Source organism: Streptomyces sp. NBC_01546, from assembly GCF_045208355.1.
GTDB lineage: Bacteria > Actinomycetota > Actinomycetes > Streptomycetales > Streptomycetaceae > Streptomyces.
Window position 1 is genome coordinate 1,871,499 of sequence record NZ_CP109379.1, and the last position, 13,037, is coordinate 1,884,535.

Sequence of the window (13,037 nt, forward strand, 5' to 3'; positions counted from 1 at the left end):
CGTACGTCACTTCAGTGCTCCTTGACCAGTGCGGCGTACGCGCCCTGCGCGGCGAGCAGGTACTCGTGCCGGCCGCGTTCCACGACGGTGCCCCGGTCGAGGACGACGATCTCGTCGCTGTCGCGCACCGTGCTCAGCCGGTGGGCGATGACCACGCAGGCGCAGCCGCGGCGCCGCAGGTTGTCGATGACGGCCTGTTCGGTCACCGCGTCCAGGGCGCTGGTCACTTCGTCGAGGACCATGACGCTGGGGCGGCGCACCAGTGCCCGGGCGATCTCCAGCCGCTGGCGCTGGCCACCGGAGAAGTTGCGGCCGTCCTGCTCCACGCGGCTGTGGATGCCGCCCGGGCGGCGGGCCACCACGTCGTGGACGGCGGCGTCCTCGAGGGCGGCGATGACGGCCTCGTCGGGGATGGAGGGGTCCCACAGCGTGACGTTGTCGCGGACGGTGCCCTCGAAGAGGAAGACGTCCTGGTCGACGAAGGAGACGGAGGCGGCGAGCGCGCTGCGCGGGATGTCCTCCAGCCGCATCCCGTCGATGCGGATGGCCCCCTTCCAGGGGGTGTGGAGGCCCGACATCAGCCGTGACACGGTGGACTTGCCGCTGCCGGAGCCGCCGACGAGCGCGACCTGCTGCCCGGGGCCGACCGCCAGCGAGAAGTCCTTGAGCAGCGGCGCGTCCAGCGGGCTGTAGCCGAAGGTGACGTTGTCCAGTTCCACGTGGCCCTTGAGGCGGCGGGTGCCGGCGGCGGGCTCGCGCCGCGAGAAGACCGGGTCGACGGGAAAGTTCTCGACGTCCTTGAGGCGGGCCACGTCGGCCGCGAAGTCCTGGATCCGTCCGGCGACGCCGCCCAGCCGGGAGATCGGCGCGGTGAAGCTGGTCACCAGGGCCTGGAAGGCGACGAGCAGACCGACGGAGAGGTGGCCCTCCACCGCCCGCAGGCCGCCGATCATCAGGATCAGCGCACTGTTGAGGGCCGCGAGCGTGGGCGCGACGATCGCCAGCCACGCGCCGGGCACGCCGAGCCGCTGCTGTACGTCGAGGGTGACCGCGTGCTGTCCGGCCCAGCGGCGGAAGAAGCCGTTCTCGCCGCCGGTGGCCTTCATCGTCTCGATGAGCTGGAGGCCGCTGTAGGAGGTGTTCGTCAGCCGGGCGCTCTCGGCGCGCAGCTTCTGGGTGCCGGTGGCCCTCAGCCGGATCACGATGCGCATGGCCACCACGTTGAGCAGCGCGATCAGTACGCCGACGACGGTGAGCTGCGGGTCGTAGGTCCACAGCAGCACGGCGTACAGCACGACCACCACGGCGTCCACGCCCGCGGCGGCCAGGTCCCGGGCGAGGGTTTCGGCGACGGCGTCGTTGGACTGCAGGCGCTGCACGAGGTCGGCCGGGTTGCGCTGGGAGTAGAAGGTGACGGGGAGCCGGAGCAGGTGCCGCAGGAAGCGGGCGCTGCCGAGGGTGGAGGCGATGATGCGCCCCCGCAGCAGATTGGCCTGTTGCAGCGCGGTGAGCGTGGCGGTGAGCACCAGGGTGACGGCCATGGCCGCGAACAGCACGCCCAGCAGGGAGGTCTGCTCGCCGATGAGGAACATGTCGATGTACGTGCGGCTCAGGGCGGGCACCGACGCGCCGACGGCCACCAGCAGGAGGCTGGAGATCACGGCGGCGGCCATGGTGCCCGAAGTGCCGCGCAGGTGGGCCGGTATGGCGCCCAGGACGCCCGGCTTGCGGCCGCCGCGGCGGAAGCCGTCGCCGGGCTCGAAGGTGAGCACGACCCCGGTGAAGCTGGTGTCGAACTCGTCCATGGGGACGAACCGGCGACCCTTGGCGGGGTCGTTGACGTACACGCCCCTGCGGCCGAAGCGGCGGCCCATGCCGTCGTAGACGACGTAGTGGTTGAACTCCCAGAAGAGGACGGCAGGGGCGCTCACCTCGGCGAGCGCGGCCAGGTCCATCTGCATGCCCTTGGCCTTCAGCCCGTAACCGCGGGCGGCCTTGAGGAGGTTGCTGGCGCGGGAGCCGTCGCGGGAGACTCCGCAGCCGATGCGCAGCTCCTCCAGGGGAACGAAGCGGCCGTAGTGGCCGAGGACCATGGCCAGGGCGGCGGCTCCGCACTCCACCGCCTCCATCTGGAGCACGGTGGGGGTGCGCACGGTGCGCGCCGTCCTGATCCTGGGGGCGGGCGCGGACCTGCGGCGGGAGCGGCCCTGGGCGGCCCTGCGCGACGCGGTCACGGCAGCAGCCAGTCGACGGGGCGCTGCGCGGCGAGGTGGACGGCGCCGGTGACGGGGGTCGTGGAATCGACGGCGTACGGGGGCCCGTCCGTGGAGGACCACTTGTAGCCGGACTTCGTGGCGGAGGAGCGTTCCAGCTCCACGAGGACCGCGATCGGGTTGCCCTGTCGGGAGAACTGTTCGGCGAGGCCCTTGTCGCCGAGGAAGCCGCTGATCTGGGCGGGCGTCTGGGGGGCGCGGCCGACCGCGGTGACGCGGCCGCGCAGTACGCCGAACTGCCGCTGGGGCACCGACTGGACGGTCAGGTCGACGGAGGCGCCCACGGCGATCGTGGAGCCGCCGGCGCCCGGCACGTACAGCACGGCCACCAGGGGGTCGTCCGGGTTCTTCACGTGTTCCAGGGTGGCCACGTCCGCGCCGGTCGTGACGACCGAACCCACCCGTGCCACCAATGACGTCAGCCGGCCTCCGGTCACCGCGCGCACGGGCCGGTCGCCCTGCTCCGTACGGATGGTGAGCAGGGGCTCGCCGGGGGGCAGCAGTCGGCCCTCCTCGGCGAGGACGCCGGTCACCTGACCCGCGACCGGGCTCTGGAGCACGTAACTGCCCTCGGCGTGGGTGAGGATGCCGGGTGCGCTCAGCTTGGAGGAGACGGTGCCGGTGACGGCCCAGAAGCTCGCGGCGGCCATGACGAGGAGCGTGACGGCCAGGACGAGCCGCCCCTGCGGACGCGCGAAGCGTACGGGCAGGTCGAGTTCTTCCGGCGATTGCAGCTTGGAAAGAGCCTTTTGACGAAACTGCACGGACTATTCCTTCAACTGCATTCGCTTCGACCTGACGCAGGGGCAGCCATGAACCCCGGAGCCGTGGGGTGCGCTCCGGGGTTCATGGGATATCCAACTCAGAGACCGGCGCGACCGAGGTTCACGGAAACGCCGGTGATGCCCGAGACCAGGCCGGGGACGTTACCGACGAGACCCTGCGCGGCCTGGACGGTGTTGAGGGAGCCCACGACGCCCACGACGCCGCTGACGTCGCTGGTCACGGCGCCGGCCAGACCACCGGAGACGCTGATGACACCGCCGGAGACGGCGTCCAGCTCGGTGTCGTCGATCTCACGGGTCTCGATGTTGTCACGCATTATGCGCACCTTTCATTTGCAGGGGGAACTCGGCCGCATTTTTCGACGGCCGCAGCGGGCAAGATGTAAGCACGCGAACGGGCTGCCGGGCCAATCCCGTTGACGCCCTTTCACGGACGGAAGGCCGCCTCGAATGACGGGTGTGCCGCTTCGTTCACCGAATGGTCACAGCTTCTCTGCGAGATCGAGTAACGGAAATGGGGGGCCTGTCGTCCGCACAGAAGGTAAGGGACAAACACGCCTCAACCACACGGGACGTGTCAGACATTTCGCGCAACGGTGAACGCGGGCGGACCCGTTCGCGCACACGATGTGCAGATTTCCGGAAGGCGCGGGTCCGTGACGGGCCGATCACACCGGGTGGGGTCAGGCCGGACCGGGCAGCATCAGTTCCGCCCAGATGACCTTGCCTTCGGGCGTGTACCGGGTGCCCCAGTGGTCGCTGACCTGCGCCACCAGGAACAGCCCGCGCCCTCCCTCGTCCGTGGTCGCGGCGTACCGCAGGTGCGGGGCGGTGCTGCTGCCGTCCCACACCTCGCAGGTCAGGGTGTGGTCGTGCAGCAGCCGCACCCGCACCGGCGCGCGGCCGTGGCGCACGGCGTTGGTGACCAGTTCGCTGAGGATGAGTTCCGTGGCGAAGCCGAGCTCCTCCAGGCCCCACTCGTCGAGCTTGCGCGCCGCGGCGTTGCGTACGGCGCCGACCGCGCTCGGCTCGAACGGCACGTCCCACTGCGCGACCCGGTCCGGGCCCAGGGTCCGCGTCCGTGCGATGAGCAGCGCCACGTCGTCGCCGGGCCGGGCAGGCAGCAGGGCGTCGAGCACGGCCTGGCAGCTTTCCTGCGGGTCCCGGCCGGGATGGCTCAGCGCCCCGCGCAGCAGCTCCAGCCCCTCGGCGATGTCCCGGGTCCGCTCCTCGACCAGCCCGTCCGTGTACAGGACGAGCTGGCTGCCCTCCTCCAGGTACAGCTCCGCGGTCTCGAACGGCATGCCGCCCAGGCCCAGCGGGGGCCCGGTCGGCAGTTCCACGATCTGCGTCGTGCCGTCGGGAGCGACCATCAGGGGCGGCAGGTGCCCCGCCCGCGCCATCGTGCAGATCTGGGACACCGGGTCGTACACGGCGTACAGGCAGGTCGCGCCCAGTACGCCGACGCCTCCGCCGTCGCCGTCCCCGATGTCGTCGTGGTCGATGCGCTGGACGAGGTCGTCGAGCCGGGCCAGCAGGTCGTCGGGCGGCAGGTCGAGGGAGGAGAAGTTGTGCACCGCGGTGCGCAGCCGGCCCATGGTGGCCGCGGCGTGCAGGCCGTGCCCGACGACGTCCCCGACGACCAGGGCGACCCGGCTGCCGGGCAGCGGGATCACGTCGAACCAGTCCCCGCCCACCCCGGACTGCGCGGGCAGGTAGAAGTGCGCCACGTCCACGGCGCTCTGCTCGGGCAGGGCGCGCGGCAGCAGGCTGCGCTGGAGCGTCTCGGCGAGGGCGTGTTCGCGGGTGTAGCGGCGCGCGTTGTCCATGCTGATCGCCGCGCGGGCGACGAGCTCCTCGGCCAGTGACATGTCGTCCTCGTCGAAGGGCTCCGGTTTCTGCGACCGCCAGAAGTTGACCACCCCGAGCACGACGCCCCGGGCCGTCAGCGGGGCCGCGATGAGCGAGTGGATCCCGTACTCGACGATGGCCCGTGCGCGCGGCGGGTCCTGGGCCTGCCAGCCCGGCGCCTCGGCCAGGTCGGGCACCAGCTCAGCCTCACCGGTGCCGTAACCGCGCGCCTGCGGGGTGGACGGCAGGAAGTCGATCAGCCTGCCGATGGGGTAGAGGGGGTGGTCGGACCGGATGCCGCCGACCGCCGTGCGCCGCATGTCGGCTCCCGGGCCGGGCTCGTCCCCGTCGAGCACCCGCTCGGCGAGGTCGACGGTGACGTAGTCCGCGAACCGGGGGACGGCGACGGCGGCGAGCTCCTCGGCCGTCCGCACCACGTCGAGGGTGGTGCCGATGTCGACCCCGGCGTCGTAGAGCAGCTTGAGCCTTCTGCGGGCCGTCTCCGCCCGGCTCGTCAGCAGCCGCATCTCGGTGGAGTCGCGGATGGTGACCGCGGTGCCCTCCGCCCGGCCCCGGGTGTGGGTGGGCCGCTGGTTGACCACGAGCAGCCGGTCCCCGGTCTCGAGCACCTCGTCGGTGGCCACCCGGCCGGACAGCAGCAGGTCGGCCATCCGGCGGTCCAGGCCCGGTACGTCCCCGATGTGCTGCCCCTCCGCGTCCTCGGGCAGTCCGAGCAGGCGTTTGGCCTCGTCGTTCGCCAGCAGCAGCCGCCCGTCACCGTCCGTGATCAGCACTCCTTCGCGGACGGAGTGGAGCACCGCGTCGTGGTGCTCGTACATGCGGGTCATTTCCTGCGTGCCGAGCCCGTGGGTCTGCCGCCGCAGCCGTCTGCTGATCAGCGCGGTGCCGACGGTCGCGAGGGCCAGGCCGGTCGCGATGGCCAGCAGGATGACGGGGAGCTGGCGGTCGACGACGCCGCTCACGTTCTTCACGGTCAGGCCCGCCGAGACCAGGCCGACGACCTTGCCGTCCGGCGCGGTGACCGGCACGACCGCCTGGATCTCCTTGCCGAGCGGACCCTGCACGCTCTCGGTGTGGACCTGCCCGGCGAGCGAGGGCTCGATCGTGCCCACGAAGCGTTGCCCGATGCGTTCCGGCTGGGGGTGGCTGTAGCGGATGCCCTTGGTGTCCATCACCACGATGAAGTCCACGCCCGCGTCCTTGCGCGTCGTCTCGGCGAGGGGTTGCAGGATGGCGGACGGGTCGGACGTCTTCAGCGCGTCCTGCAGGCCCAGCGAGTGCGCGAAGGTCTGGGCGACGGCCACCGACCGGCTGCGCGCTTCCCGGTCGATGTCGTGTCGCGACTGGAGCACCAGGGCCAGCAGCGAGCCGGCGGCGAGCAACACCACGATCGCCACCTGGAGGACGAACACCTGTCCGGCGACGCTTCTGGTTCTGTTGCCTACGGGTGACCGCACCGACGTGCCCGGCACGGGTGGCGAGGAATGGTCACGTTCCCAGTTGTAGCACCTCGCGGCGTCCGGGACCCGCGAAGCGCACACTGCGCACCCGGACGGTCACCTGCCGGATGCCATCGCTGGGCCGTTCGTGGGTGTCGCGGAGGGGGCCGGCCCGGTCCCCTCGGGCTGCGGCGTGCAGGTGACCTCGTCACGCGGCGTGTAGTGGGTCTTGAACTCCTCGCGCTTCACTTCCCGGCCGCCCTGGACGAAGACGCGGCCGACGGACACGTCGAAGCCCTCGAGCGGGGTCTGGACCTCGCACGTCGGTCCGCTGCCCGTCCGCTTGGCGGGCTCCGTGACGTTGGTGCGCGGTCCCTTGGTCGCCCGTATCTCGTCGTACTTCTTCGTGCCGAGGAGGGTGATGGTCAGCGAGGTGTCGGTGGATTCCGCCTGGACGTAGAGGGGGTGGCCGGAGTCGTTGATCCAGCGCAGGTCCAGGGTGCCCCACGCGACGGTGGCCTCCCGGCCCTCGGGGTAGCGCTCGATGTAGAAGGAGTGGGCGCCGTGCTCCACGGGCTTCAGGCCCGCGAAGAACACGGCGTTGTACATGGTGGTGGCTACTGCCGAAACGCCGCCACCAGGGGATTTCACGTACTGGCCGTCATTGATCATGATTCCGTCGACGAAGCCGTTCTCCGGGGTGCGCTCGCCGACCGTGCGGTTGAAGCTCCACTCCTCGCCCGGAAGGACCACGGAGCCGTTGATCAGCTCGACGGCCCGGCCGATGTTGGTGGTGCGGTACGGGGCGGCCGGGAAGGCGACGGTGAAGGAGGAGACCTTCTCCTTGATGCCGAGCCGCCGCGCCTCGGCGCTCGTGAGGTCCGGCTGGACCGCCACGGTGGCGACCTCGCCGCTGCGGGCCGCGCCCGAGCGGGTCAGCAGGGGCAGCACGGCCCGGCCGAGCGCCGCCTGTGTCACCTGTCGGCCCGGGCGGCCGGGGTCCCCCAGCACCACGCGGCCGTCCGTCTCGACCCCGAACGCGGCGTCGCGGGGAATCTGGGTGGCCTCCTCGAGCGGGCGGGCCACGGCGGGGTCGGCGAGCAGGCCCTTGGAGTCGAGGGACGGCACGAGCCGGCTCTCGCCGTCGGGGGTCATCTTCAGGTGCTCGCCGAGGACGGCGGGGCTGATGGGTATGCGCTTCCCGGCGACGGTGAGCGTGACGGGGCCCGACATCGCGGGCTGGGCGAACTGCCGCATGGCCCGTCCGGTCTCCTCCGCCCCGATGCCCGGCCGGGTGCGCTCGACCGGCAGCCCGACGGGGCCGGCGCCCGGCCGCAGGTACGCCTCGCGGAGGGTGTCCAGGGCCCGGTCCTCGACCAGGGCGACGCCGGGCCGGGGGGCGACGGCCTTCGCCGTGCCCTTCTCGAAGGCGATGGATCCGTCGCGGACCGGCTGCTCGGTGGTGGCGCCGATGCGGCCGACCGCGGCTCGGCCGGTCTGCTCGTTCACGCGGATCACGGGTTCGACGTCCCGGTCGGCGGAGGCGAAGAGCCTGCCGATGACGGTGGCCGGGCCGTATCCGGTGCGTACGGCGCGGTCGACGGTCGCCCCGGTGTCGAGGGACAGCCCGAGCGCGGCGGGATCGGCCTTCTCGACGCGGTCGCCGATCTTCATCACGACCGGCGCCGCGGCGCTGGGGCCCAGCTCTCGGGCCAGCGTCTGCCGTGCCTCGGCCCGGCTCATGCCGCCGATGTCCACCCCGCGGACGCGCGTGCCCCGGTCGATGTCACCGCCCACCACGAGCCCCGTGACGTAGAGGCCGCCGAGGCCGAGTACGACGGCCCCGCCCGCCACGGGCAGGGCGATGCGCCAATTACCCGTCCAGCTGCCTGCGCGTCCCATGTCTCTCCCGGCCGGTATACGACGATTCCGGGAAATAATGATTCATGGAAAAAGCTGAATTTTGGGGTGGATGTAACTCTTGTCACGAAACGGACATGGGTCAGCCCAGGCGGGTCGGGGAGGAAGCCGAGGGGATCAGGAGCCGGGGGGTGCCGGAGCCGTCGGCGGGGGCGGTCCATAGGTCCGTGGTGTCGGGGGCGCCCTCGGCGGGGAGGGCGTAGGCGAGGGTGCCGTCGTCGAGCCAGGCGGCCTGGTCGTCCACGCTGCGCTTCTCCGCGAGCGGGTGCTCTCGCAGGGTGCTCAGGTCCATGACGTGTTCGCGCCACAGCGAGGCGCCGGCCCGTACGCGCTTCTTGTACGCGATGCGGGTCTCGTCCGGGGACAGGGACGGGCACTCGACGTTCTTCGCGAGGGTGGTGACCGTACGCCGGGAGATCGAGCCCTTGACCAGGTGGGTCTGGCCGGCGGTGCTGAGGGTGGCGTAGAAGGTGTCGTCGTCCTTGGCGAAGGTGACGCCCCAGAAGTTCACGTCCGCGGCGCGGTACTCGCGGCCGTCCATGAGGACGGTGAACTCCTCCAGACTGGCTTCGAGCCGCCAGTCACGGGTGTCCAGGATCGAGGTGCGGGTGGAGAAGAACGCGGCGCCGTAGGACTCGCCGGAGACGAAGACCGTCCAGGCGGCGAACCGGCCGCTCGGGGATACCCGGGCCCGGCTGGGCGTGCCCGCGAGGGGGAAGCTGCGCCGCGTGCGCAGGTCGGCGTCGACGATCAGGGCCTGGTTGTCCTGTGCCAGCGCGCCCGGCGTGGAGCGCAGGCACACACCGGTGCCCGCGGCGGCGTGGAAGCGCTGGCAGGTGAGGTCGGAGGCGGTGCGCGCGGCCTGCGGCGTCCCGGCCGGGACCGAGGCCAGGGCGCCGCGGTGCGGGCCCTGGGCGGCGTTGAGGAAGGTCAGCCGGTCCTGCTGGGTGAGGGTGAGGCTGCCCGCGGCCACCGTGGGGCCGCCTTGCTGCGGCTGGTCGGCGCGGTCGGCGGCGCGCAGGACGAGGCCGGTGGCGAGGCCCCCGAGGAGCAGCACGGCCGCGGTGAGTACGAGCAGGCGGCGCGACAGCGTCATCGGGTTCCTCGGGGGCTTTGAGTGGGGTGGGGCGGGTGTGGCGGGTGGGCCGGGCGCAGTACGAAGGCGGCGACGGCCGCGCTGCACAGCAGGCCGGCCGCGGCGGCGCAGAGGGCGGGGCCGGTGCCCCAGAAGGTCCAGGCCGCGCCGAAGGCCAGTGAGCAGCCGAAGCGGGCCAGGGCCTGCCCGGTGCCGACCAGGGCCAGGCCGGTGGCCCGCAGCTCCCGGGGCACGATGGCTCCGACGGCCGCCGGCAGCACGCCGTCGGTGGCGGCGTAGAACATGCCGTGCAGGGCGAGGACGAGGAAGGGCAGGGCGGGCCGGCCGGGAGCCCACAGCAGCAGTCCGTATCCGGTCAGCAGGAGGGCGTGCCCGGCGAGGAACACGGTGCGCCGCCCGATCCGGTCGGCGAGGGCGCCGGCGGGTACGGCCAGCAGCAGGAACACGGCGGCGGTGCCCAGTGGCAGGAGCGGGAACCACTGCTCGGCGATGCCGGTGCGGCGTTGCAGCAGCAGGTAGACGAAGGCGTCGCTGACGGTGGTGAGGCCGAGCAGCGCGGCGCAGCCGGCCAGGGCGCGCAGCCGGGGCAGGCGCAGCAGGGCCAGGGCCTCGCGCACACCCACGGCGGGAGCGGCGGGAGCGGTATCGGCGGGGACGGGAGGACCGGCGGGGCGGGCGGAACCGGCGGGACCGGAGGTGCCCGGCACGAAGAGGACGAGCACCACCACGCCCAGCACGGCGACGCACGCGCTGACCCCGAAGACGGCGTCGTAACCGTCGACCGCCACGCTCAGGATCAGGAAGGCGGCCAGCGGGCCGAGCAGCGCCCCGGTGGTGTCCATGGCCCGGTGCACGCCGAAGGCCCGGCCCTGTAACCCGGTGGGTGTGGACAGGGAGATCAGCGCGTCCCGCGGGGCGGTGCGCAGGCCCTTGCCGGTGCGCTCGAGCGCGAGGACCACGCCGACCGGGCCGAGACTGTGGGCGAGCAGCAGCAGCGGCTTGCACAGGGCGGACAGGCCGTAGCCGATGCCGGCGATCAGCTTGTGGTTGCGGACCCGGTCGGCGAGGTGCCCGCCGGTCAGCTGGACCAGGGCGCTGACGCCGTTGTAGACGCCGTCGAGCGCGCCGAAGCCGAGCGGGCTGAGGCCGAGCCCGGCGACCAGGTACAGGGGCAGTACGGCGGTGACCATCTCGGAGGAGATGTCGGTGATCAGGCTGACCGTGCCCAGTGCGAGGACGGCGGAGGCGACCGCCGGGGTCCGTGCGGGACCGCGGTCCGGCGCGCCCTTCGCCCCGGCGGGGGCGGAGCGGTCGGCGAGGTACATGCTCAGGAGCTCCTCGAACTCTCGTCCCGCAGCCAGGTGGAGAAGTCCCCGTTCCGGATGGCCTTGCGCGAACCCCTGCGGGCGGCGAGGGCCGCCACGACGAACACCACTACCCCCGGGAGCAGCCGCGGATCCGTCCGCAGCAGGGCGCGCAGGTCGGCGGTGCCCGTGCGCGCGGTCGGCGCGGGCGCTCCGGTCGGTAACGACTCCTGGAAGCGCTCCAGTTCGGCGGAAGAGGTCGCCGCGCGGATCCGCCGCCTGATCAGGTCGGACCAGGTGCGCGGCGGATGGACGACGACCCGGGCCGCCTCGACCACGCGCCGCTCCCCCGGGCCGAAGGCCAGGGACGCGGCCAGGTCATCGGCCATCAGCGGGGGCAGCGCGGCGATCCGCGCGTGTCCCGCCTCGGACACCGCGATGACCCCCCGGCCGAAGAGGCCCGCGCGGACGGCCGGCAGCCGCTGCCACACCCGGTAGTACGCCCGTACCGGCCAGGCGCAGCCGGTCAGCGGGAGGTCGCGGCCCGGGGCGGCGGCGAGCAGGTCCGGGCTGTCGGCGAGCGCGCCGGTCAGGGCGCGCACGTCGGCGGCCCCGAGGACGACGTCGGCGTCCACGTAGAGGCGGGGGAAGCCCTTCGCGTGCTCGTCCCCGACCCGAAGTGCCGTGTGTTTGGAGGGAGTCGGGATCTCCACCACCCGTACGCGGGGGCCGCGCGCGCCCGCCACCCGGGCGGTGTCGTCCGTACAGCCGTTGCACACGACGACGATGTCGGTCCCGGAGGCCGGGGTGCCGGCCAGGAGGGTGTCGAGAAGGCGGCCGATGACCCGGCTCTCGTTGTGGGCCGGTATCACGATGCTGGTCACCCGGGAAGTATGCACGGTCGAACACTCGCCCCAGGCGATTCCGCCAACTCTCCCCGGGGGTAGGCCCGGTGGACTAGATTGACCGTCGTTACGGGGTCGGCTGCCTGGGGGAACACGCAGCCTGCCCGTGGCCGGGCCGGCGCACGGGGAGCGCCGGGCGGCCGGGGGGCGGAGGCACGCGGATTGTCGCGGAGCCTCCATCGGTTGTGGGGGGCCATCACCGTTGAGCAGGTCACGCACGGGACGCGCGGGCTACCCGCCTGCCGTCGACGGCACGTCCTTCCCTCGCACACGCCCCGGCCACGAGTTGTCGACGCGCCGGCCGGCACGTCGCGCAGAGCGAAGGGGAACGCTGTGAAGGACACTGCGAAGGACGCCGGCGCCGTCGGCCCGGGGCCGACGGCGCCATTAGGTGTCGCCGTGGTCGGCGCGGGCTACTGGGGCCCCAATCTCGTCCGCAACTTCCAGTCCAGTCCGGAGTTCCGGCTCCGCTGGCTCTGCGACCTGGACGTGGACCGGGCCCGGCAGGTGCTGGGCGGGTACTCCACGGTCCAGGCGACCGCGGACTACGCGGCGGTGCTCGCCGACCCGGCCGTCGAGGCGGTCGCCGTGGCCACTCCGGCCGGCACGCATCTGGACGTGGCCCTGGCCGCGCTGCGCGCCGGAAAGCACGTCCTCGTGGAGAAGCCGCTGGCCGCCACGTACGAGGACGGGCTGCGGCTGGTGACCGAGGCCGAGGAGCGCGGTCTCACGCTGATGTGCGACCACACGTACTGCTACACCCCGGCGGTGGCCCGCATCCGGGAGATGGTCCGCTCCGGCGAACTCGGCGACATCCAGTTCGTCGACTCGGTCCGGATCAACCTGGGGCTCGTCCAGAAGGACATCGACGTCCTGTGGGACCTGGCGCCGCACGACCTGTCGGTCCTCGACTTCATCCTCCCGGACCACGTCCAGCCGGTCGCCGTCGCCGCGCACGGGGCCGACCCGATCGGGACGGGGCAGTCGTGCGTGGCGTACCTGACGCTCCAGCTCAGCACCGGCGCCATCGCGCACGTCCACGTGAACTGGCTTTCGCCGACGAAGGTACGGACCACCATGGTCGGCGGGTCCAAGCGGACGCTGGTGTGGGACGACCTCAACCCCTCCCAGCGGGTGGCGGTGTTCGACCGCGGCGTGGATCTGACGGCCCCGCAGGAGATCGGCGCGGACGAGCGCCGCGACATGCTCGTCTCCTACCGGACCGGCGACATGGTCGCGCCCGCGCTCGGCGAGAAGGAGGCGCTGCGCAGCATGGTCGAGGAGTTCGCCGCCGCGATCCGTACGGGCCGTCCGGCGCTGACCGACGGCCGGGCCGGCCTGAAGGTGCTGGACATCCTCGAAGCGGCCTCCCGGAGCCTGGAGTTCCGCGGCGCGGTCGTCGGACTGCGCACCGGGCGCTGACCGTTCGCAGGGCCGTCCGCG

The 13,037-nt window shown here is 72.6% G+C and carries 9 protein-coding genes; 1 reads left to right on the forward strand and 8 read right to left on the reverse strand.

The features are described from left to right. Positions 1-11: 11 nt before the first annotated feature. The 8 genes from OHA89_RS08920 to OHA89_RS08955 form a co-directional block, all read right to left on the reverse strand. A complete protein-coding gene (locus tag OHA89_RS08920) occupies positions 12-2,153 on the reverse strand; it encodes an NHLP family bacteriocin export ABC transporter peptidase/permease/ATPase subunit (RefSeq protein WP_406368448.1) in 2,142 nt (713 codons plus the stop codon). 77 nt (positions 2,154-2,230) lie between these two features. Next, positions 2,231-3,037 carry an HlyD family efflux transporter periplasmic adaptor subunit gene (locus tag OHA89_RS08925; RefSeq protein ID WP_406365833.1) on the reverse strand — a complete coding sequence of 269 codons (807 nt, stop codon included), beginning with the start codon at positions 3,035-3,037 and terminating at the stop codon, positions 2,231-2,233. A 98-nt stretch (positions 3,038-3,135) separates the two neighbouring features. Then, positions 3,136-3,375 carry a hypothetical protein gene (locus OHA89_RS08930; RefSeq protein ID WP_257553557.1) on the reverse strand — a complete coding sequence of 80 codons (240 nt, stop codon included), beginning with the start codon at positions 3,373-3,375 and terminating at the stop codon, positions 3,136-3,138. A 366-nt stretch (positions 3,376-3,741) separates the two neighbouring features. Then, positions 3,742-6,342: a SpoIIE family protein phosphatase gene (locus tag OHA89_RS08935; protein ID WP_323186080.1), complete on the reverse strand. Its 2,601-nt coding sequence runs from the start codon at positions 6,340-6,342 to the stop codon at positions 3,742-3,744. 144 nt (positions 6,343-6,486) lie between these two features. Continuing rightward, complete coding sequence (locus OHA89_RS08940) at positions 6,487-8,271, reverse strand: VanW family protein (protein ID WP_406365834.1); 1,785 nt, start codon at positions 8,269-8,271, stop codon at positions 6,487-6,489. Positions 8,272-8,371: 100 nt separating this feature from the next. After that, a complete protein-coding gene (locus tag OHA89_RS08945; RefSeq protein WP_406365835.1) occupies positions 8,372-9,385 on the reverse strand; it encodes a TolB family protein in 1,014 nt (337 codons plus the stop codon). Further along, positions 9,382-10,710, reverse strand: coding sequence for an MFS transporter (locus OHA89_RS08950; protein ID WP_406365836.1), 1,329 nt, complete (start codon positions 10,708-10,710; stop codon positions 9,382-9,384). The genes OHA89_RS08945 and OHA89_RS08950 overlap by 4 nt, the downstream gene beginning before the upstream one ends. A gap of 2 nt (positions 10,711-10,712) precedes the next feature. Beyond that, complete coding sequence (locus OHA89_RS08955) at positions 10,713-11,573, reverse strand: glycosyltransferase (protein WP_406365838.1); 861 nt, start codon at positions 11,571-11,573, stop codon at positions 10,713-10,715. A gap of 354 nt (positions 11,574-11,927) precedes the next feature. Between OHA89_RS08955 and OHA89_RS08960 the strand changes: the two genes are divergently transcribed. Next, a complete protein-coding gene (locus OHA89_RS08960; protein WP_215145798.1) occupies positions 11,928-13,016 on the forward strand; it encodes a Gfo/Idh/MocA family protein in 1,089 nt (362 codons plus the stop codon). Positions 13,017-13,037: the final 21 nt, after the last annotated feature.

Coding starts and splice junctions, on each gene's coding strand:
- OHA89_RS08930 (WP_257553557.1), bottom strand. CDS start 3,375: ATGCGTGACAACATCGAGACCCGTGAGATCGACGACACCGAGCTGGAC.
- OHA89_RS08940 (WP_406365834.1), bottom strand. CDS start 8,271: ATGGGACGCGCAGGCAGCTGGACGGGTAATTGGCGCATCGCCCTGCCC.
- OHA89_RS08945 (WP_406365835.1), bottom strand. CDS start 9,385: ATGACGCTGTCGCGCCGCCTGCTCGTACTCACCGCGGCCGTGCTGCTC.
- OHA89_RS08950 (WP_406365836.1), bottom strand. CDS start 10,710: ATGTACCTCGCCGACCGCTCCGCCCCCGCCGGGGCGAAGGGCGCGCCG.